The following is a 21797-nucleotide window of genomic DNA, read 5'->3' as shown; positions in this document are numbered from 1 at the left end:
GAGTTTTGTGATGTGAGTGTCGATGAAATGGCCCCTATGAAAGTACTGATCGCTAACAAGTATCTCTTCAACAACGGTGGCGCGGAGACCGTGTTGTTTCAGGAACGAGAGTTCCTGACGAAGACCGGGACGGATGTTATCGACTTCGCGATGCAGCACGAGCGAAATATCCAATCGCCGTACACCACGCATTTTGTGTCCAGACAGGAATATCGGAGCGGTGGTTACCTTGCCAAGATAAAGGGCGCGCTTTCGTTGATCCACTCCCGCGAGGCCGTCAGCAAACTCGCATCGCTGATCGATGAAACGCGACCAGACCTGATGCACTGTCACAACATCTATCATCAGCTGACACCGTCGATCATCGGCGTCGCCAAGTCGCGGGGAATTCCGGTTGTACTGACGCTGCACGATACGAAGCCGGTCTGTCCGGTGCACAGCCGCGCGCGGGACGGCCAATTGTGTTCGTCATGTCTTGGCGGCGATTTCCACCATGTGCTGACTCATCGCTGTTCCGACGGCTCGATAGCGCAGAGCGCCGCGCTTTACCTGGAAGCGGTGACGCAACGCTGGCTGGGAAGCTACGAGAAGGTGGATCGCTTTATCGCTCCGAGCCGGTTCATGCGGGATTCGGTGTTAGGTCGGTTCTCAGCGGACCGGGTGGCGCTGCTCTACAACGGCGTGGATGTCACGAACATTTCGCCGAGCGGCCGGGACAAAGGCTTCGTGCTTTACTGCGGCCGGCTTGCAGCGGGCAAGGGCGCGGAAACCCTGCTGCGCGCCCATGAGGCTGCGGGATGTCGATGGCCACTCGTCATTGCTGGCACGGGGCCGCTAACCGATGATTTGAAGTCTCAGTTTTCCCGGAATGTACAGTTTGTCGGCCAGCTTTCCGGGGAGGCGTTGACCACGACAATCGCTGACGCATCTGTGGTGGTTGTGCCTTCGGAGTGGTGCGAGAACTGCCCAATGTCCGTGCTGGAGGCGATGGCGCATGGCAAGGCGGTCATTGCGACCCGCATTGGCGGCATTCCGGAGCTCGTGGACGATCGCGTGACGGGATTTCTGTTTGAACCCGGAGACGCAGACGAGCTTTGCATCCACCTCGAGTGCCTTATGGGTGACGCCGATCGTCGCGCGCACATGGGAGCTGCCGGAAGGATCCGTGCGGAACGGGACTTTTCTCTCGAGAAGCATAACGCCGAGCTGATGGCCGTCTACCAGTCACTGGTGCACGGGAGAAGCTTTGTCGACCGCTCGATACCCGCTCAAGGAGTTCACGAGCTACTAACGACTAGTAGGAGGGCGTAGTGAGTGCGGAACATCCGGTGCTGCGGGTGATGATGCTTGGCTTACGTGGATTCCCCAATGTGCAGGGAGGAGTGGAAACTCACGCAGAACAATTGTGCCCCCGCCTCAAGGAATTGGGTTGCGATGTCGAAGTGATCGTTCGTTCCTCGTACATGCCGCCAGACCGAGGTGATGAGTGGCACGGGGTACGCTACATGCGGGTGTGGTGTCCGAGGATTTCGGGTCTCGAGACGCTCGTTCATTCGTTTCTCGGAGTGCTGGTGGCAGCATGGCAGCGGCCGGACGTATTGCACATTCAGGCCATCGGGCCGGCTTTGATGGTACCGCTCGCGCGGTTGCTGGGACTGCACGTTGTGGTGACGCACCACGGCCCGGATTACGAACGTGAGAAGTGGGGTGCATTGGCCAGACTGGCTCTGCAAGCCGGCGAGGCCTGGGGCATGCGGTTTTCCAATGGCCGCATCGTGATCTCCCGGACTATTCGGAAGCTGGTACGGGAGAAGTACGGCTTGAGTTCGGTCCTTATTCCAAACGGCATCGCCTTGCCGGAAGCGCCGAGCAGCACTTCGGCACTGCAGAAATTCGGGCTCGCGCCGGGACGGTACGTGTTGATGGTGGGCCGGCTGGTGCCGGAGAAACGGCACATGGACCTGATTCAGGCCTTTGCCGATGCCGCGCTCGACGGATGGAAGCTCGTGCTGGTCGGGACTGCCGAGCATGCCGACGCCTATACGGCAATGGTGGCGGCACGCGCTGAGGCGACCAATGGGGTGGTGATGACCGGCTTCCAGTGCGGCCTCGCCCTGCAGGAGCTATACGCCCATGCAGGTCTTTTTGTCTTGCCATCTTCGCACGAAGGTCTGCCGATCGCATTGATGGAAGCCTTGAGCTTCGGCCTGCCCGTTGTCGCGAGCGATATTCCTGCTCATTTGGAGATCAGATTGGATGACGCGCACTACTTTCATTTGGGAGACGTATCAGCGCTCGCCGAACGTCTGGCGTCGTTTGCACACAACCCGTGGCCGTCCGAACGCCGCGAGCAAACGCGCAGCTGGCTGGCCGAACGGGAAGACTGGAGTTCCGTCGCCGAACGAACCTTCGGGTGCTATCGCAGAGCGATCGAGCCACGCAGAGGGGGCCCGCATGTGCGGTCTCGGACGGTACCGCCCCGCACGGCCTAGCGGGTTGCGCGCGCGACGTGGCGGCAACGCCGTCACGCCCATCCTGTTTTTGTGGTCGCCCGCACCAGCGCCATGCCATCCCAACAGTTGGGCTGTATTGCGACTCCGATCGCACTCAAGATGAATGCACTCCTAACATATCTTCTCGTCTTCACCTTCTTGAGATCACTCTCCAATGGGGTCGATCGTCTGTACGGCACGAACCTTTCAATGGCTCTTTCACTCTCCGCTATTGCGATTGGTCTTGTAGCCGCATGGCACATACGACATGTCAGGATACACAGGAGAATTCTCACGCTGCTGATATGCTTGTCCGTCTTTGTTGCCGCCTCCGGACTGTCATTTGCAGTCAACGCCGTTGGAGCACATTACACCATGGATACCTATGCTGCCTGGTATGAGATCTTCAGGTATGCATATCTGATGATGTTTACGATATTGTTTGCTTCGGTTTATCGCTATCCAACTTTTTGTCTGAACGTTCATCGTGTTTATCTATTGCTGCTGTTTTTAATTTCAGCTGTTGGACTGAGTCAGTACCTAACCGGCAATACAGTGCTCGTCATAGAATATGACAAGTTTGAACGGGTGGCGGGTCTTTCTTCGCACCCTGTAACTTACAGCATGGAGATGGTGCTGACGTTTTGCGTTTGCGAGTTATCGCGCCGAAAGATTCGCCTTGCTTTTAACCACTTCCACATTGTGGTTTACGCGCTGTTTCTTATCGCCTTGGTCCTTTCTGCTTCAAGAACCGGGGTCGCGCTACTGGGGGTGATCGCCGCCATATTCCTTTTTGTTCAGAGACCTGCCCTCCTCCCGGCGTTCGCTGCAGCATTCGCTGTGCTCTTATGGATGTCTCCATTTGGAGAACTGTTTTCGGACCTGAGATCAGTTCCAGATTATGTTTTGAGAGGCGAATATGCGGTGTGGGATCCGAGCACGGCGCCGACCTCATTCCATTGGCGCATTCACCACTGGTACTATCTATCTACGCTTGCATTGGAACGACCGTTGTTCGGGTATGGTGCAGGTCAAGTGATTTTAAACAGCCCGTTTTCCCTTTTGGCGCATAGTCAGTTCGTGGAAATATTCTTCGAGTCGGGCGTGGTCGGCCTGATCACCTATGCCGTGTTTTGGTTCAGTCTTCCGCTGGCCGCAATGTCGGACCGGCGGCGGCTCGTTTCCTCATATGGAAAATGGTCAGCAGAAGTTGGACTCCTGCATTTATGGCTTGCGATGTTTGCCGGCGTGACGCTGGTTGCGTCGTTCGATGTGAGCTTCGACAGGGAAACGGTGGCATTTTCGCACTTGTTCGTCAGCATGTTTGTAGTGCTGGCTCAACCTAGAACCGTCACCAAACTTGACCTAGGGTCGCGTTACTCGCACGTCTCGATGACCGCCAGTTCGCAGATTGAAGCATCGGGGAGCCGAGAGGTATCCGAACCGCAACCTGACCGCGGCTGGTATCACCTGCCTCTTCCCATGAAAACGCTTCTTGCCATTCCGCTCACGGCTCTCATGTTACTCGCCGCCTTCGTCTCATTGGCGAGCGCCGCGACGATAGCGCCTCCAGCCCAGTACGAGCGATGCAGCGACAGCGTCAACTACTCGTTGGAGGGCGACTCTGCATCGCACACGACGCGGCGCCTGTGTCATCACAAGCCAGTGCAGGTGCAACTACACAAGCCTCCGGCGCTCCAACCCATCTGCACGTCTTTGTCTATCGATTGTGTCGTTTCGCAAAATTCCGGGTATGACACCAGAATATATCCATACGGAGTGAAGACCTATTTCTCGTGGTATGCAGGTGGTCCCGCTGCCACCGGGAACACTGTTTCTCCTTCCGACTTCGCTTCACTGACGGGTTGGGGACAGATATATCCGCAAGTCGGCGCTCCGATCGTTGCTGCCAACGTCTATTTGAAGGACTATCGCGTCTATGTGCACTTGACGAGTGGCGGTTGGCAACTCGTACAAGATCAAGCCACGAATTCGATCGGTGGCCAGCATTACGTGGCAGACTACTCCAACAACCCCTCTTCGGAAATGGGTCTCCTCGTTCAGTCTGACGGAAGCGTAAGAATGAACTCGCCAGCATTCGGCTATAATAATCATTTCTGGATCGAGCCGAGAGGATCGTATGCTCCCGGAACAGTCAACGGGGTGTTCTCGATGGCACAGCTGCGCACCGATAACGCAAGTGCAAATCTGATCGCGAACTTTGGAGGTGACTGGTGGAGAAACACCTCAGCTCCGTACCTCTACCGAAATGGAGTGTTTGTAAATAATCCTGGCATCGGCATGGGGACCTGGGTCAAGCTGACGACGACGTACCAATACTTCTTCTTCACGACCATGACCAAATCGCAACTGCAAGCCGAACCGCCTCCGCCCTTGAGGTAGCTGATCAGTGCCCCGGTACTCGACAGGTCCGCTCGGCACTTGCCGCGCTCGCCATAGCGATCGCATGGGCGGCGGGAAGATCGGAGTACAGCGATTCAGGGAGCGACCATCGATCTCCTGATCGGACCTCGCCTGGCCGCGGCCCAGGAAAGGCCTGCACAGGATCCCAGCCGAACTCCTTCACTCGTTCGTGCTGGGCATTCTGGTGAACGTCCGTGGTTCGGGCCGGCTTGCGCCGCTGATCCCCGTTCCCTGACTAGCTAGTGAGGACCATCAGCGAGGCCCCGCCGAGCAAGCGCACAGACAGGTCCTCTCCCGCAACAGTCCGGACAATGCGCCGCCCGGCGTTAGCGAGGAGGGTTTTCGTGGTTCGCCATTCGGGATGGATATGGAGGAAATCTTCTGTCCGAGTGTACTGCCTGTCAATGATCTCAAAGCCGGTGTCGCGCAGCGTCGCCAGAGCTGTTGCCTGATCAAAGTAATGCAGGTGACCAACCTCCTTGCGTCGCTGAAGGGGCTGATCGCGCAGAAGGCCGAGGATACTAATGTCGAGGGGAATATGAAACACATAGTACTTGGAACGTCCTCTGAGCTTTCGCAGAAAGCCCATATAGTCGTCGATGTGTTCGAAGACATCGATGCACAGGAGACAATCGCAGCTTTCGTTGGTTTGCAGGAAGTCGCCACGGTGGAAGCTTAGGTTGTCTCTTGCTCGCTGTTTGGCGACGTTTATGGCATAGGGAGCGATATCGTAGCCAACGGCGGTTGAGTCACGGAAGATATCCTGCTGAAGAAGGGCGTTCAGAACGCCTCCCGTCCCGCAGCCTACGTCGACGATTTTCTGGCAAGTGACGTTGTTGTCGCGCACGATCTTGGCGATCTTCGCGGCCTTGCCACCGGCATCTTCGTCGTGCCAACCCGGATGGGCCTCGGCATAACCTTCTCCGGTATAGAGATCGCTTAGCATAAGCTCTGCCCTTCTGACATTGGCCATTGTTCCCTCCTTTGATTGAACTGCGACTTGGACGACAGATCGATATCCAAAGTTGCAAGTAGGTGGCTGTGTGCTTTGCGGCACCGGTGGATCGCCATTTGGTCGGGCTTCAGGTTCGTCAACACTCTCTTGCCTGGTCTGAGACTGTGGCGAGCAGCTCGCGTGGACGGCTCCGCAGCACAGGGGGCGGGAGGGACGAGGCCAACTGCTCTCTCAAATCGCTTGCGCCCACGACATCTCCAACGGCAAATTGTGTCCTGGATCCCAAGGGTATCGCAATAATCCTTATGAGCTACCCCTGGAATGCGGGCGCCGCGGGGGTGTCCCATCGAGGGCCCCCGCAATCTCGCCGCGAAAACAATGGTGAAAGAGAACAGCTGCCAAGGGAGCGAGCAGCCACGATAGACCTCGTGCGATGCAGCCGCGATGCTTCCCAGGTTCATTTGAGCCTCCGGCGCGATCAACTTCATGTTCGCGAAGGCAGTTAGCGGATGGTTTTGAGGAGATTTGGCGACGGAGGATAGAGGTCTATTTTTGCCAAATAACGCTAAAGGTCATGGGCAGATAAAACCTGTTCTTAAGTAGAGTGTAGTTCGAAATGTGTGCATCGGCAAAAAGCGAACGGATATCCTTCTCAGAAAGAAGATGCATGTAGTCACCGGTGGCCCATTCTTTTCCTATGCATACCAGGAAGGTATCAAACGTTTTTTTGTGAAGGAGAAGATGAAGAAGGGGAGTACGCGTATGAATTTCGATGGGAAAGTGCCGATTGGGTGTGGTCAGGTAGCCACGCTTACTGACCCGTACCAGTTCGGTGAGAAACCGTAGCTGATCGGCTCGGGTGGAGCCGACATGTTCAATGACGGCGTTGGAGTAGGCTATATCAAATGAGTTGTCGTCGAAGGGAAGAGCACGGCCATCACCTTCGAGACTTTTTGTTTTTGGATAGCGCTCACGAAAACGCGAGAAATCACCCATTCCTACCGCAGTAATGTTTTCGGGATAGGAGTAAAATTTCTCCAAGTAATTGTCGACGGGCGAGTATTCTTGGGTATTCACCCCGACGTCTACCAACGTTTCATGAGGCTGAGGGGCGACGAACCGAAGAAACTGATCAAATTTCTTCTTGCGACTCCTCGCCGAGATAGAGTTGGCAATCTTTTCTATCACTGAAAACATAGACGGCTCTCGGTTCGCTTTCGCCCACGACATCTCAATCGGAAAATTGTGTCCTGGATCCCAGGGGTATCGCAATAACCCTTACGAGCTACCCAGGAATGCGGGCGCCACGGGGGGCGCCCGCGTCGAGAGCTCCCGCGAGATCGCCACCTGTCGCGATCAACGTCACCAACAATTCCGCGCTTCGTACAGACGGCATTTCCGAAGAGCGCTTGGCGGATGGTTATGAGCTGGAGTTTTGGCGACAGGTCGCGCAGTCGGATTTTCGCGGCACCGACCTCAGCGTGAACGAAGCGCCTTCACACCACGCGTCAAATTGATACTTACGTCCGTTCCTCTCGGCCGGCTCCGTCGCTTTCGATCCCCGCAATGCTAGCAATCTGCCGGAAAAATCGCGCGCATGCCTTGAACCAGCCCGATATGCCCACGTATTGGGCCGACATACGTGGGTATAAATCATATTTTGAAAGTTTTTTCGCCATTTTTGCTTATTAACCAACCAGCAGTCAGCAGTCGGGGGGGCAAAAATCCCACTGCTTTGAAATATCCTCGCGGTTCGAGGCTGAAATGCTTTGAAATCTGTTCGTGGCGCCAAGCTGCGAGCAGGCGGTATGTCGCGCGCCCACCATGCGCGGCAGTGGAATTCCTGACTTCAACTTTCGCCAGCAATGGAGAATCATAGTGACTGCGTTGACCGATACCATCTATCAAAATACGCGCGGCAATAGCGAAGCATACCCGGAGGGCGTCCCCACATCCTATAATTGGTATAGTGGCAAGGTTGGAGGAGAGAGCTCCGCTCCCGCCGGTTTCTCGGCTATCACGGGATGGGGACAAATTTATCCCGAGGCCGGGGCGTCCACCGCTGCCAATGCGAGCGCCCACGTTCAGATCGCGGATTTCGAGACATGGGTGCATCTCACAACCGGTGGCTGGGTCAAGGTGCAGGATCAGGCGACGGACTCCATCGGAGGAGCCCAGTATCTCGTTGACTTTTCCGGAGGTTCAAACATTCCCTGGACCCAGACAAGATTACCGGACGGCAGCGTAAGCGTGAATGCACCGGCAGCTGGATACAACGACCATTTTTGGCCGGGCGGACAACGCGGAACTTATACGCCCGGAACGGTCGATGGTGTTTACGTTCAAGCGCTCATGAAGACCGACAATCCGAACGCGAATCTCGTGGCCAACATCGGCGCTGACTGGTGGAGAGATACCACAGCTCCGTACGTCTACCAGAATGGAGTGTTCGTAAACAATCCCGGAGTCGGGATGAACAATTGGGTCGAACTGACAACTGAGTGGAAGCCTCTTTATTTCACTTCGCTCAGTCCGACGCGTTTGCAGACTGATCCACCGCCCCCTCTGGTCACCTCGGCGCCGATTCCGACGCTGCCGACTCAGCCCACGTCGCCAGTCACCCCGCCAAACATCGCTCCGACAGTGCTGCAGGCGTCCGCTTTACCGGGGACGGGAATCGAGCATGTCGGCGATACCATCACATTGACGCTCCGTTTCAGCGAGACCGTGAACGTCACTGGTACGCCTACGCTGTCGCTCAATGATGGCGCCAAGGCCGCCTATTTCGGCGGGTCGGGCACGAATACGCTCACCTTCAAGACGACCGTCGCGACGACCCACACCGATACCTCGGCGCTTGCCATCACCGGCGTCAATATTCCGACCGGCTCGAGCATCAAGGATGCTGGTGGCTTGGCGGCGAACCTTTTGGGCGCGGTGAAGACATTCACCGGTCTCCAGGTCGATGTCGATCCGATTTCACCGACATCGCCGACTTCACCGACGAACCCGACATCACCGACGTCTCCATCCTCGGTCGCGCCGGTGCTCACCGTCGCGGATCCCACGCTCACGGTGGCCGGCAGGGGCGGCACGGTCGGCCTGGGGGTGAAGGTGTCAACGACCGATCCCAACGACAAGGTGACCGTGAACATCAGGGGATTGGCGTCGTACGAGACGATCACCGACGGCCTCGGTCACACGTTCAGTGGAAGAAACATCACCTTGACGAAGGAGCAGGTTGACAGCGGACTGACGCTGCACAACTACTACCGAGGCTCGCGCGATCCGGTCGACACAATCACGCTGACCGCAACCGCCAAGGACCCGGTCACCGGCGCCGTTACGACATCCTCGACGAAGTGGATGACCCTGTCGGATGCTCCGTCTGCGACCACCACGACTCCGACCACGCCGACCACCACGACGCCGCAAACCCCCACGGTAATGGCGCCTGCGACTGCTACCACGAGCCCGGTCACCAGCACGCTGACGGCCTCCGCACCACAGTCGATCACCGTGACGGCTGGCCCACCTGCGACCACCACGGCCACGGCGCCTGCGACCAGCACTGCCGTGGCGTCCCAGGCAAACCAGAGCTTTGCGCTGCTGAACCAGTATATGGCCGCCAGCCCAGGCCGGGTCGATTCCGGTCAGATTGTGTCGGCCATATCGAATGGCACGACCTGGGGTCAGGAATCGTTCCTCACCAGACCACCAGCTTCATGATCCGCTTCCGCACCCGGGCGCTCGCCGCCCGGGTGCGGCAACATCGAAATTTGGGAATGCATGAGAAGGAACATCGGAAGCGGTCGGTAGCCGCGAAGGGTTGAGTAGAAAACATGGCGATCCAGAATGGAAATGCCCACGCCGCAGATCTAGGGCTCCGAGCCCTGGCTCTGTTCCTGCGGATTCATGGCGTCAACGCTACGCCAGAGCAGCTCCGCGATCGATGCGGAAGCGACGCAATCGGCATCCGCGCAATGCTGCGCTGTGCGCGCGAATTTGGCGTCAATCTCGGTGCGCGGACGACGCATTGGAAGCGACTTGCGGGCATCCAGCTGCCAGGAATCGCAGCGCTGCATGACGGCGGATTTCTGCTTCTCGGAAAGATCGATGACAGGGGTGCGCTTGTGCTGCATCCGACCTGGTCAAATCCCAGGGTGATGACGCGCGCGGAATTCGAGGAAATCTGGGACGGCCGCTTGATCCTGCCCGGACCTCAGAACGTCGCTAATCGGGTGCTTCATGCACTCGCCGGCGTCAGCACCCGCGGAGTTGAGCTGGCGCGCCATGCCGGCGACGCCCTGGTGCGTGCCGTCGGGCCTTTGATGCCTACGCGCGATACCTTGATGCGCACGCGCGATACCTTGATGAAAGCCCGCGATACCTTGATGCGTGGACGTTTCGCCGCTCGAGGCGATATCGCTTCCCCGCCGGTGAACACCGAAGTCGCGGCGGCGAGTCCCGAATCCGACAATGCCGATGACTCCGCGCTCGTTGCGCTGACGATATTGCTGCGTAGCCATGGTATCGCGGCCGACCCGGGTCAAATCCGCCATCGGATAGGCGCGGCGCGCGTAGGTGTCACCGAAATCCTGCGCTGTGCCAAGGAATTTGGGCTCAAGGCACGGGTACAGAAAACGAGCTGGAAGCGGCTTGCGGTTACCCCGCTGCCGGGGATCGCCGTGCTGCGCGACGGCGGATTTCTGGTCCTCGGCAAAGTGGTCGACGACAATCTCCTCGTTCAGCGCCCGTTGTCCCCCCGACCCGAAACAATGTCGCAGGCCGAACTGGAGGCCATCTGGGACGGCGACATCATCCTGATGGCCCGGCGCGCGACCCTGACAGATCTCTCCCGGCGTTTCGATATCGGCTGGTTTGTCGGTGCAGTCCACAAGTATCGCAGCCTGCTCAGCGAGGTGCTGGTCGCCTCCTTCTTCATTCAGGTCTTTGCCGTCGTTTCACCGCTGTTCTTCCAGGTGGTCATCGACAAGGTGCTCGTGCATCGAAGCATGAGCACGCTGGACGTTCTGATCATCGGCCTGGTCGCCCTCACCGTTTTCGAGGCCATTCTCGAAACGCTGCGCGTCTATCTGTTCGCGCACACGACAAACCGTATCGACGTCGAACTCGGCGCCCGGCTGTTTCGTCACCTGATGGCGCTGCCGATCGCCTATTTCCAGGTCCGCCGTGTCGGCGATTCGGTGGCACGCGTCCGCGAGCTCGAGAATATCCGCCAGTTCCTGACGAGCTCGGCCCTTACGCTGGTCATCGATCTCCTGTTCACGGTCGTTTTCCTTGCGGTAATGTTCTATTACTCGACGACGTTGACGCTGATCGTCCTCGCGTCCTTCCCGTTCTACATCGGGATCTCCGCAGGAGTTGCCCCGCTGTTTCGCCGGCGCCTCGATGAGAAGTTCAATCGCGGATCCGAGAATCAGGCCTTCCTGGTCGAGAGCGTCACCGGCGTCGAAACCCTGAAAGCCATGGCCGTCGAGCCGCAGATGCAACGCCGCTGGGAGGAGCAACTTGCCGGCTATGTGGCTGCAAGCTTCCGCGTGCTCAGCCTGAACAACACGGCGAGCCAGGCAGTGCAGATGATCAACAAGCTGGTCATCGCCGCAATCCTCTACTTCGGCGCCAGGCTCGTGATCGGCGGGGAACTGACAGTCGGGGAGCTCGTCGCGTTCAACATGCTGGCCGCGCGCGTCAGCACGCCGGTGCTGCGGCTCGCACAGATCTGGCAGGATTTCCATCAGGCCCGGCTGTCGATCGATCGTCTCGGCGACATCCTCAACACCCAACCCGAGCCGAGCTTCAATCCTGGCCGCGCCGCGCTGCCGGCGATCCGCGGCAAGGTCACGTTCGAGCACGCGACCTTCCGCTACCGCATCGACGGCCCCGAGGTGCTGCACAACGTTTCCTTCAGCGTCGAGCCCGGCCAGGTCGTCGGCATCGTGGGCTCCTCAGGGTCGGGCAAGAGCACCATCACCAAGCTGATCCAGCGCCTCTATGTGCCGGAGAGCGGACGCGTGCTGGTCGACGGCGTCGATCTCGCGATGGTCGATCTGAGCTGGCTGCGACGACAAATAGGCGTCGTGCTGCAGGAGAACGTGCTCTTCAACCGCTCGGTTCGCGAGAACATCGCACTCGCCGATCCGGCCATGCCGATGGAGCGAGTCATCGAGGCGGCATCGCTCGCCGGCGCTCACGACTTCATCCTTGAGCTACCCGAAGGTTACGACACCGTCGTGGGCGAACGCGGCAGCAGCCTGTCAGGCGGGCAACGCCAGCGTATCGCGATCGCGCGCGCACTTATCACCGATCCGCGCATCCTCATCTTCGACGAGGCGACAAGCGCCCTGGACTACGAAAGCGAGCGCGCTATCCAGCAGAACATGAAACAAATTTCTGCCGGACGGACCGTCTTCGTCATCGCGCACCGGCTCTCTACCGTGCGCAATGCGAACCGGATCATTACGATCGAGCATGGTCGGATCGTTGAGGACGGCAGCCATGATGAGCTGATCCGCACGAACGGTCGTTACGCAAACCTTCACTATTTGCAGGCTGGTATCCATGACGTCCGCTAACCGAAACGTCGTTGCATTTCCGAGAGCCGAAGTTCGTCGGCGCGAGAGCGAAATCGCGTTCCTGCCGGCAGCTCTCGAAATCACCGAATCGCCCCCGTCGCCGATCGGTCGTGCGATCGGGGCGAGTATCATCGCTCTCTTCTGCCTCACGCTGGCTTGGGCGTCGCTCGGCAGCGTCGATATCGTCGCCAGCGCGACGGGCAAGATCGTGCCGGGTGGGCGCACAAAGCTGATCCAGCCGTTCGAAACGGGCGTCGTCCGCGCCATCCAGGTTCGCGACGGGCAGCGTGTCAAGGCCGGCGACGTCCTGATCGAGCTCGACCCGACGATGACGGAAGCCGACCAGGAACGCCAAAAGAGCGATCTCCTTGCGGCCGAACTCGAGGTCGCGCGGCTGCGCGCGGCACTGGCGGCGGATCCGCTCGCCGCCTTCCGGCCGCCGCAGAGCGCAAGCGCCGCCGAGGTCGAAATGCATCGCCAGTTCCTGATCAGCCAGCGCGCCGAACAGAACGCCAAGCTCGCGGAGATCGAGCGCCAGCTGGGTCAGAAGGAAGCGGAACGGGCGACCACGTCGGCGAGCGCGGCGAAGCTGCAGGCGACGATACCGGTGCTGCAGGAACGCGTCGACATCCGCAAAGGCCTCGTCGAGAAGGCATTGGCCTCGAAGGTCATCTACCTCTCGGAGTACCAGGAGCTGGTCGGCCTTCAGCAGGACCTCCTCTTGCAGCAAAGTCGACTGCTCGAAGCCGACGCAGCCACCGCGTTGCTGAAGGAAACGAAGGAAAGGACCGCAGCGGAGTATCGGCGCACGACCTATGACGCACTTGCGAAGGCCGAGCAGAAGGCTGCGAACGCCGCGCAGGAGGTGGTCAAGGCGGACCGGCGCACGAAACTACAGCGCTTGACCGCACCGGTCGACGGCATCGTGCAGCAGCTTGCGGTTCATACGGTGGGAGGCGTGGTGACGCCAGCGCAGGCGCTGGCCGTGGTAGTTCCGAGCGACAGCCAGCTCGAGATCGAGGCCATGCTCTCCAATCGCGACATTGGCTTCGTTCATCCGGGACTGAAGGCCGAGATCAAGGTCGACACCTTCAACTTCACGCGTTATGGGCTCCTTCATGGCGACGTGCTCAGCGTGTCGTCAGATGCCATCACGCGCGACAGGCCGCAGAGCGGTTCGAGTGACCGGGGATCGGGTACCGCACAGAGCAGCAGTGAGCCGAAAGGTCAAGAACTGGAATATGCCGCGCGCATCTCACTCGACCGTCCGGAGATGCAGGTGGAGGACAAGCTCGTCAAGCTCGGCCCCGGAATGGCGGTGACGGTCGAAATCAAGACCGGCACGCGCAGGATCATCAGCTACCTTCTGTCGCCACTGGCGCGATACAAGCAGGAGTCGATGCGAGAGCGGTAGACGAAGCGGAACACCATCGGTGAGCCTTACGGGTAATTGGCGGCGGACAATTGCCCGTAAGGCGCTGCCCGCTTTCGAACGAAGCACCTGCCGGGAGATGCCGGCCGTGGAGACGATTGCGCGGATGTCGCCAGTCGATTGGCGTATGCGCTAGCGACGCAGCGCTTCCAGCCGCGCTTTCGCCTCCTGGATTCCCGCGGCGTCGGCCCTGGCATAGAGACCTTGCGCCTTGCTCGCATCGCCGCGCGTGCCCTGAGTTTTCCATTTCGCAAGGATCAATGGGTCGTAGGTTTCTGCCAGCGCGAAGCTCGCCTGGGCGCTGCCCATCTCGACGGCACGCTCAAGTACAAGCCGCGCCGCGCCTATATCGCCCTGCCGGAGCAGTGCGCTCGCGCGCGCAACCAACCCTGTCGCCACCGCGGCTTGCTCGGAATCGAGCTGAGCATCGCCACGCGAGGGCGCCGCTGGTGCCCACTCGGCACGCGCCTCTGCAAGATCCTGCTGCAACCACGCGGGCCGCTCGCGCTGGTCCTGTGCCGATTTGCGAGGCAACGGCGCGCCGTTTGCAGCCGCCTCTCTGAGTTCCGCCGCTTCGCCTCCAGCTTTGCGGGCTTGCGCCTTGTACGCATAGATCGCGCTCCGCGTCATCGAGAGGCCTTCAAGCAAATCGGCCGTTTCGTGCTCTTTTTGGGTCGATCGCCTCAACTCCGCGGCACTGGCTACCGTCGCCTGCTTCCGCCGTGTAGCTTCCTCGTCGGCCTTTGCCGCCAGCGCGGTCTGGATCTCGACATCACGCCGCGCCGCTGCAAGCTCCTGCTCCAGTCGCGCGGATCGCTCGCGCTCCTGTTGGAGGGACTTCTGCAGCTCCGCCGCGCCGCTCTCCCCCGCCGCTTTCAGCCGGGAAGTTTCCTCACCCGCCTTCGTCGCCAGCGCGGTCTGGGTCTCGACATCACGCCGCGCCGCTGCAAGCTCCTGCTCCAGCCGCGCGGATCGCTCACGCTCCTGTTGCCGGGACTTCTGCAGCTCCGCCGCGCCGCTCTCCCCCGCCGCTTTCAGCCGGGAAGTTTCCTCCCCCGCTTTCGTCGCCAGCGCGGTCTGGGTCTCGACATCACGCCGCGCCGCTGCAAGCTCCTGCTCCAGCCGCGCGGATCGCTCACGCTCCTGTTGCCGGGACTTCTGCAGCTCCGCCGCGCCGCTCTCCCTTTCCTGTTTCAGCCGGAACGCTTCCTCACCCGCTTTCACCGCCAGCGCAGCCTGGGTCTCGACGTCACGTCGGGCAACCGCCAGATCCTGCTCCAGACGCGCGAACCGCTCGCGCTCGTCCGGAGCGGCTTTGCCAGGCGACGGCGCGCCGTTTGCAGCTGCTTGCCTGAGTTCTGCCGCTTCGTCTCCAGCTTTGCGGGCCTGAGCTTCGTATGCATAGATCGCGCTCCGCGTCAGGGAGAGGTCTTGTGCCAGCGCGTCGGCCCTTGCGCGCGACTGCCTCAGTTCGGCAGCCCCGGCTTCCGCCGCCTGCTTCCGCCGCAAAACCTCCTCGCTTGCCTTTGCCGCCAGCGCGGCCTGGGTCTCGACATCACCCCGCGCTGCCGCAAGATCCTGCTCCAGCCGGGCGGACCGCTCGCGCTCCTGGTGCAGGGATCTCTGCAGCTCTGCGCCGCTCTCTCCCGCCGCTTTCAACAGGGCAGTTTCCTCACCCGCTTTCTTCGCCAGCGCGGTCAGGGTCTCGACATCATTCCGCACCGTCGCCAGATCCTGTTCCAGCCGCGCGGACCGCTCGCGCTCCTGGTGCAGGGACTTCTGCAGTTCCGCAGCGATGCTCTCCCCCGCCTGTTTCGACCGGGAAGCTTCCTCGCCTGCCCTTGCAGCCAATGCGGTCTGGGTCCCGACATCGCGTCGCGCCGCCGCGAGGTCCTGCTCCAGCCGGTCTGCCAGCTCACGCGCCTGTTGCAGGGAGTTCTGCAACTCCGCCGCACCGCTCGGCGCAGCCTGCCTCATGCGCGCGGTTTCTTCGACCGCTTTAGCCGCTAGCGCGCTCTGGGTTTCGACGTCCCTTCGCGCTGCGGCAAGACCCTGCTCCAGCCTCTCGGCCCGATCGCGCTCTTGCTCGAGACGTTGCAGCAACTCGATATCGCGCCTTGCATTGCTGAGTTCGCGCGACAGGGTCTCCGCCCAGTGAAGTTCCTGTTCCGGAGACTGCCTTGTGTCGCCGATCGTCGCTTGGACAACCTGCACCGATTTGCCGTAGCCGCCCCGGCTCGGCAGCAGGGTTACCAAATTGCCATCACCCTCCGTTCCAACGGAATCGAGATTGCGGGCAGCCGTCGCGTGCTGCGCATCGGCCAAGGGTCGCACTCGATCGGGGGACGCCTGCGTTTCCGACGCCCATGTCATTGCGAGCATGGCGGCGGCCATCCACAGGGGCACGGATCGTCCGGGCACAGGCAGTTGCCTCATTGTCCTTTGCAATGTCTTCTGCCCAAACGGCGGCGTGTCCGAATCGTTGCGCGACGCGCTTTCGATATCGGAGACGGTATTTAATCCGTTACTGGGAATAACCGTGCGGCCCATCTGCAATCACCCGTCGCTTGGCGATGCGACCCGTTCAGGTCGCGCTATTATACGCCCCGCCGCTACGCAAATCCTATGATTCGCATGGGGGACCCCCACCCCTTTCGGGTTAGGGTTTTACATAGGACCAGCCCTTCTCCTGCAGCTCCATCACGCGCACGACGCCTGACTTCACCACCTCCGCCTGACGAACAATCGGGATGTCCTTGTTCTCGGCCTTGTGCATTCTTTCCTGAGTGTTGCCGCAGGCCTTGAACGATACCTCCGGCGTGCTCAGCGCCATCTCCTCGATGCGGGCCTTTACCGGCGACGTGTCATCGCGCAGCATATGCAGGCCGGGCCCGAACGTGACCACCTCGATTTTCACCTTCTCGCCGGCATCCTTGTAGTATTGCGCAACGTTCGTGGCGTTGTTGAGCGCGAGATTCATGGCGGCGGGGTCGTTCGTGTTCACCTGCAAAATCAAACGGTGCGCTTTGGAGTCGGCAAGCCGAGCGTTGGCGGCGAGAGGGGATCGTGCGGCAAGAGGGGATCGTGCCCTTTTTTGTTTGGTTGCTTTGTTATGTGTGGTGGCCTTTGCTGCAATGCGCTGATGGGGCGTAGCGGGCTCCGTCGTTGTCGGCACCCAGTACCGTCCGCCTTGTTCCGCCGCAGCGAATGGCGCGGCGAACAATACCGTTGCGGCTGCCATGGTGATTACCCGCGCAATATATTGAAACATGCTCATTATGCCTCTCCTATCAATAAACGTCATTGGACTGCTCATCCGTTAGGTTTCGTGGCTGGATGTGGCCACCTGCACACAGTGGCCATCTTCGTACGCACCGCCTCCAGCCCGCCTAGCGAGAACACTGCATCCAGAGCAGTCCCCATCCGGGATGTAAGGTGAACACTGAGGCTTCCGCTGTCTGGAAGAGATTGCAGCAAGCGAACAACGTCGCCCCCGAACGCCACTCCGATTCCGGACGTCGGCGCTGTTGCCGCGATCTGCAGCCCCTGACCATCGTTGACGCGATAGGAAATCGCATAATCGGTGCCGCGACCGGAAACGCCGGGCCCGGCGACCACCAGTTCGCTCCGCCCGCCGCGGCAACGAATCGAAAGCTGCACTCCGGATTCGCCTGCACCATCCCGCGACGATGTTGTGGCGGTAGCGACCGGTGAATAGTCGACGGGTGAGATCGTCACGCTGATGATCCAGTTGTTTCCCTGGTTCGCCTGACGAATCGCGGTGGTCCGCGGCGCCTTCTCGGGGCACTCCAGGCCTGCTGCGCGTTCCGCCGGGGAACAATCGTGAAGCTGCGGTGTCGGATGATCTTGTGCCCCTTGCGCCAAGGCAATGCCGCTTGCGAGTGTGATTCCAGCCACGAACCAGACGGCCGCGCGTCTCATTGCGATGGATGCGTAGCGCGCGGCTCGCGATCGAGCCACGCCTGCGCTGCAGGAAAGCGCGCAAGACCAGGAACGGTAGCCGCGAGATTGATCGATTTCCACTTCTGGTCGAAGCCCGGCTGCTGCAACTTTTCAATCCGTGAGAATAGATAATCCACAAAGCGCGCGAGGCGTTCAAAGCGGTTCGATTTGGCTGGAAAATTGAAGGCGACCAGAGCGGTCGGCACCGCAATAGTCGTTACGCGTTCGCCCTGCTTGATCAGATTGGGGTATTCCGCGGCATCGAGCGCGGCGGGAAGATAATAGTCCTCGAACTTGCGGTCATAGGGGACGGGTAGGAACTTGAACCCTGCCTCCCAGCGGCCGCGCACGAAAGCATCCACGGGCTTCGAGGTAATGAAGACGACCGCGGCCATCTCACCCTTGCGCATCTGCTCGAGCGCGATCTGATGCGGGATGAAGGTCTTTTCCACATCGAGGCCAAGACGACTGAAGATCAGCGGCCCCGAATAGGCTGCCGCGGTGCCCTGGGTATTGAAGTTCACCTTCTTGCCGACGAGATCGTTCAGGCTCTGAATCTCGGGACGAACGAAGATATGAAGTTCGGACGGAAACAAGTTCAGCACATAGGCCAGCCGTTGCTGAATATCGGGCACCTGGCTCTTGTATTCCTCAAGCACGTCGGAATTGATGATGGCAGCATCGATGCCGCGCAAATAAAGCAGTGAATTCACGTTTTCCGTGGCCCCGCGCGTCACGATCGGAAGAACGTGCAGCTTGTCACCATCATCCACGACGCGGGCTACTTCAGCCGCCAGGCGGATGGGTGCACCCTCAAGAAGACCTCCGGCGAGGCCAACCGTCCAGGCGTTCATCGTCACTTGCGGCTTTTGCAGCGGTGCCTCACGTCGCAATTGACGAGTGGCAGGTTGCGTCTGTGCATCCACGTCGGACGGTTGAATGATCGTGAGCAGCGGGGCCAGCGCCGCCAGCACAAGCAGCTTGCGCAACGCAGCCTTTGCGTTCCGCGCCCCATCGGCAATCACCTGTCCCATGGTGATATCCTTTTCTAATCCGTCTTACGCAGCTTTATGCACTTCGCTGCGCATCCTATTCCCTGCACGGAGAAACCACACCTACCCTTCCGGGCTATGCTCTGCGCGGAGCCCTCATCATGTGAACAGATGGAACGGCACGAATTGGTTTGGTATCGGCTCTCGCGCCCCATTCCCTCTCACGATCCCTGTTTTCAATGCGCAGCTGATATCCGTAGGTAACCCTTCAGAGGTACACCTAGCGGGGGACAATCAGAATCATTAGGCGCTCGCGGCCCGAGGACCGCAGATAAACAGCCTACCGGCGCTCCGATGCATCAGCGCGCGCAGCAGCGAGGGATCGATCGAGTGTTTGGCGTACATCAGATCGAACTTCGATCACTACGGGGCCCTTGGCCGACATTGCTTCCGGGACGACCTCGGCTGCCTGCGCCGCGTTCGTGATCGTATAGCCCTGCGCGCCGAATGCTTGGGCAAGGGCCGCAAAATCGGGATTGAACAGGTCCGTACCGCAAGGACGTTGCGGAAATGCCTTCTCCTGATACGAACGGATGGTGCCGTACGATTGGTTGTTGGAGATCACAATCTTGATATTGAGCCGGCGGGCGACAGCTGTTGCCAGCTCGTTTCCGGTCATCAGGAAACCGCCGTCTCCGCAAAACGCGATCACCTGATTGTTCGGATAACGAAGGCTCGCGCTCAATGCAGAAGGAACACCACTGCCCATCGCGCCGCAGGCGGAGCCAAGCAGCCGGGCCGACGGCTGGAAGCGGAATATGCGGTGTACCCAGGCGGCGAAGTTGCCGGAGTCGGTCGTCACGATACCGTCTGCCGGGAAGCGCTTGGCGATGGCCGCAACAGCATGCCCGAAGACATCGGCGCTGGGGATACCCGGCTCGGGCCATGCGTGCACCGCCTCTCGGGTTTTCGCCACGGCTTCGATCCATCCACCGCGCTCGCGCGACACGACCGGCAAGTCGAGCCAGGATCTCAAGAACGGATGCGCCGACGCGACGACTGGAAGATCCGTATGGAAGTGGGTTCCGATCGCATTCGGATCGGAATAGACGTGAACCAGTGGCTGAGACGGCGGCGATTGTCGCGGAAACCGAAAGCCCATGGACGACAGGTCGCCGAGCCGTGTTCCGATCGCAACGATCAGATCCGCTCGCTCAAAGAGCTCAACATGCGCAGGCGACGTGAAGAAGCCAAGCTGTCCGATCCAGAGCCGGTGATCGTTCGGAAACTGATCCTGCATCTTGTTGGTGGCCGCGACCGGAACGTTCCAGCGCTCGCTCAGCGCGATCAAGTCCTTACGAAATTCCGCGGTACGACACTCTCCTCCGACCAGCAGGATCGGTCGCTCCGCCTTGCCAAGCATGACGGTCGCCTGCTCCACGGCGGCCCGGCTGGGCTCGGCTCGCGCGATGCCGTGAACCCTGGCGGAGAGCAGACCCGCCTCCATCTCGAGAACGTCTTCAGGAAGCTCGATCACCACCGGCCCGGGCGTGCCGCCAAGCGCCACGGAAAATGCCCGCGCCATCATCTCGGGCACCTGGGCCGCCGAATCGATTCTGGTGGACCACTTGATAAGGCCACTGAACGCCCGCCCCGTGTCGATCTCCTGCACTGCGTCACGATTCAGCTCAGACGTACCGACCTGACCAACCAGCAATACGAGGGGTATGGCCTCCTGGGAAGCTACATGCAGACCAAGCGCCGCGTTGGATGCGCCCGGCCCGCGGCTCACCATCACCACGCCGGCCCGGCCGGTGAGCTTGGCGTCGGCAACTGCGGCAAGACTCGCGCTTCCCTCGTGGCGGCAAGTCACGAGATCGATCTCGTCGCGTTCGTACAGAGCGTCAAGGAGCGCAAGAAAGCTTTCGCCGGGTACGCTAAATGCCCGGTCGACGCCGTGCGCGATCAGGGAATCCACGAGTAGATCAGCAACTCGAAAAGCCATGCGACACGATCTCGGTTGGAAGGTCATCATCATCACGCCGCAAGCCTTACCGCGTGCGCAAATTCCCAATACAGCTTCCGCGCACGCGCATAGAACGGCCCGGGCGTGAGCGACCGGTCGTCGATCCGAATTACGGGCGCAACCTTGGCGAAATTGCCGGACGAAAAGATTTCGTCCGCGGCAAGGAAATCGGCATAGCGCAGCGTGGCCTCCACCACGGTGACGCCCGAACCGCGCAGGAGTTCGATCACCCGCTGCCGGGTGATGCCGTTCAGGAAGGTGCCGTTCGCCGCCGGCGTGTAGACCACACCGTCTTTCGCCATGAACACGTTGGCATTGCCGAACTCCGCGACGTTACCCAGCATGTCCAGCATCAGGCAGTTCTGGAAGCCGCGCGAGGCGGCCTCGATCAGCGCACGCGAACAGTTCGGGTAGAGACAGGCGGCCTTGGCATCGACCGGCGCGCATTCGGCGGTCGGTCTGCGGAACGGCGACAGCGTGATCGCGTTGCCGACCGGCTTCGGTAGTGGCGCTTCGTAGATGCAAAGGCACCAGTCCATCGTCTCCGGATCGAACAGCACTCCGCCGCCCACGCCATTCTGCGGCCAATACATCGGGCGAACGTAGAGTTCGGCATTGGGCGGGAAGTGCGCGATGCCTTCGCGCGCCAGACCCAGCCACGTGTCGAGATCGACGATCGGCTTGAGCCCGAAGTTGAGCGCGGATTGATTGACGCGGGCGCAATGGCGGTCGAGATCGGGCGCAACGCCTTCGAAGGCGCGCGCGCCATCGAACACGGTCGAGCCGAGCCAAAGCCCATGGGTACGTGGCCCCATGATCGGCACATTGCCCTCGTGCCACTGGCCCTGGTAGAATGTCCATGTCTGCGAATGGCTGACGGACTTGCTGGTGGGAATCATGACGGCTCTCCATTGGGC

General features: G+C 60.2%; 13 protein-coding genes. 6 read left to right on the top strand and 7 right to left on the bottom strand.

The annotated features are described in order from the left end of the window. Positions 1–36 precede the first annotated feature (36 nt). From JQ597_RS08995 to JQ597_RS08985, 3 genes are all read left to right on the top strand, one after another. The gene (locus JQ597_RS08995; RefSeq protein WP_212263841.1) at positions 37–1311 is read left to right on the top strand and encodes a glycosyltransferase family 4 protein; all 1275 of its coding nucleotides are present in this window, start codon (positions 37–39) and stop codon (positions 1309–1311) included. Beyond that, positions 1311–2492, top strand: a complete 1182-nt coding sequence (locus JQ597_RS08990) for a glycosyltransferase family 4 protein (RefSeq protein ID WP_349628804.1) — start codon at positions 1311–1313, stop codon at positions 2490–2492. The genes JQ597_RS08995 and JQ597_RS08990 overlap by 1 nt, the downstream gene beginning before the upstream one ends. Before the next feature lie 210 nt (positions 2493–2702). Beyond that, positions 2703–4895, top strand: coding sequence for an O-antigen ligase family protein (locus tag JQ597_RS08985; protein WP_249147635.1), 2193 nt, complete (start codon positions 2703–2705; stop codon positions 4893–4895). A 256-nt stretch (positions 4896–5151) separates the two neighbouring features. Here the strand turns inward: JQ597_RS08985 and JQ597_RS08980 are convergent, their stop codons facing one another. Together JQ597_RS08980 and JQ597_RS08975 are read right to left on the bottom strand one after the other, a co-directional pair. Then, positions 5152–5889, bottom strand: a complete 738-nt coding sequence (locus JQ597_RS08980; RefSeq protein ID WP_212263840.1) for a class I SAM-dependent methyltransferase — start codon at positions 5887–5889, stop codon at positions 5152–5154. A gap of 528 nt (positions 5890–6417) precedes the next feature. Further along, a complete protein-coding gene (locus JQ597_RS08975) occupies positions 6418–7068 on the bottom strand; it encodes a class I SAM-dependent methyltransferase (RefSeq protein WP_212263839.1) in 651 nt (216 codons plus the stop codon). Positions 7069–7749: 681 nt separating this feature from the next. On the opposite strand from JQ597_RS08975, the gene JQ597_RS08970 reads away from it, so the two are divergent. The 3 genes from JQ597_RS08970 (at position 7750) to JQ597_RS08960 (ending at position 13881) form a co-directional block, all read left to right on the top strand. After that, positions 7750–9600, top strand: a complete 1851-nt coding sequence (locus JQ597_RS08970; protein ID WP_212263838.1) for a hypothetical protein — start codon at positions 7750–7752, stop codon at positions 9598–9600. A 113-nt stretch (positions 9601–9713) separates the two neighbouring features. Then, positions 9714–12467 carry a type I secretion system permease/ATPase gene (locus JQ597_RS08965; protein WP_212263837.1) on the top strand — a complete coding sequence of 918 codons (2754 nt, stop codon included), beginning with the start codon at positions 9714–9716 and terminating at the stop codon, positions 12465–12467. After that, on the top strand, positions 12454–13881 hold the full coding sequence (locus tag JQ597_RS08960; protein WP_212263836.1) for an HlyD family type I secretion periplasmic adaptor subunit: 1428 nt from the start codon (positions 12454–12456) through the stop codon (positions 13879–13881). The genes JQ597_RS08965 and JQ597_RS08960 overlap by 14 nt, the downstream gene beginning before the upstream one ends. A gap of 150 nt (positions 13882–14031) precedes the next feature. On the opposite strand, the gene JQ597_RS08955 is transcribed toward JQ597_RS08960, so the two are convergent. From JQ597_RS08955 to JQ597_RS08935, 5 genes are all read right to left on the bottom strand, one after another. Further along, entirely contained in the window at positions 14032–16449 is a 2418-nt protein-coding gene (locus tag JQ597_RS08955) for a hypothetical protein (protein WP_212263835.1), read from the bottom strand. A 109-nt stretch (positions 16450–16558) separates the two neighbouring features. Further along, positions 16559–17176, bottom strand: a complete 618-nt coding sequence (locus JQ597_RS08950; protein ID WP_212263834.1) for a DsrE family protein — start codon at positions 17174–17176, stop codon at positions 16559–16561. Between the two features lie 661 nt (positions 17177–17837). Continuing rightward, positions 17838–18896, bottom strand: coding sequence for a TAXI family TRAP transporter solute-binding subunit (locus JQ597_RS08945; protein ID WP_212263833.1), 1059 nt, complete (start codon positions 18894–18896; stop codon positions 17838–17840). A gap of 298 nt (positions 18897–19194) precedes the next feature. Next, positions 19195–20859 carry a thiamine pyrophosphate-dependent enzyme gene (locus tag JQ597_RS08940; protein ID WP_212263832.1) on the bottom strand — a complete coding sequence of 555 codons (1665 nt, stop codon included), beginning with the start codon at positions 20857–20859 and terminating at the stop codon, positions 19195–19197. 32 nt (positions 20860–20891) lie between these two features. Beyond that, positions 20892–21779 carry a branched-chain amino acid aminotransferase gene (locus tag JQ597_RS08935; protein WP_212263831.1) on the bottom strand — a complete coding sequence of 296 codons (888 nt, stop codon included), beginning with the start codon at positions 21777–21779 and terminating at the stop codon, positions 20892–20894. Between the last annotated feature and the right edge of the window lie 18 nt (positions 21780–21797).

Origin of the sequence: Bradyrhizobium sp. AUGA SZCCT0177 (assembly GCF_018130125.1) — a bacterium.
GTDB lineage: Bacteria > Pseudomonadota > Alphaproteobacteria > Rhizobiales > Xanthobacteraceae > Bradyrhizobium.
This window is presented reverse-complemented; position numbering and strand designations above follow the sequence as displayed.

Bases quoted from the DNA above. Each gene is read 5' to 3' on its own strand.
- JQ597_RS08935 (WP_212263831.1), bottom strand. From the start codon at position 21,779: ATGATTCCCACCAGCAAGTCCGTCAGCCATTCGCAGACATGGACATTC.
- JQ597_RS08955 (WP_212263835.1), bottom strand. From the start codon at position 16,449: ATGGGCCGCACGGTTATTCCCAGTAACGGATTAAATACCGTCTCCGAT.
- JQ597_RS08995 (WP_212263841.1), top strand. From the start codon at position 37: ATGAAAGTACTGATCGCTAACAAGTATCTCTTCAACAACGGTGGCGCG.
- JQ597_RS08965 (WP_212263837.1), top strand. From the start codon at position 9,714: ATGGCGATCCAGAATGGAAATGCCCACGCCGCAGATCTAGGGCTCCGA.
- JQ597_RS08960 (WP_212263836.1), top strand. From the start codon at position 12,454: ATGACGTCCGCTAACCGAAACGTCGTTGCATTTCCGAGAGCCGAAGTT.
- JQ597_RS08980 (WP_212263840.1), bottom strand. From the start codon at position 5,889: ATGGCCAATGTCAGAAGGGCAGAGCTTATGCTAAGCGATCTCTATACC.
- JQ597_RS08945 (WP_212263833.1), bottom strand. From the start codon at position 18,896: ATGGGACAGGTGATTGCCGATGGGGCGCGGAACGCAAAGGCTGCGTTG.
- JQ597_RS08940 (WP_212263832.1), bottom strand. From the start codon at position 20,859: ATGGCTTTTCGAGTTGCTGATCTACTCGTGGATTCCCTGATCGCGCAC.
- JQ597_RS08975 (WP_212263839.1), bottom strand. From the start codon at position 7,068: ATGTTTTCAGTGATAGAAAAGATTGCCAACTCTATCTCGGCGAGGAGT.
- JQ597_RS08950 (WP_212263834.1), bottom strand. From the start codon at position 17,176: ATGAGCATGTTTCAATATATTGCGCGGGTAATCACCATGGCAGCCGCA.
- JQ597_RS08985 (WP_249147635.1), top strand. From the start codon at position 2,703: ATGGCTCTTTCACTCTCCGCTATTGCGATTGGTCTTGTAGCCGCATGG.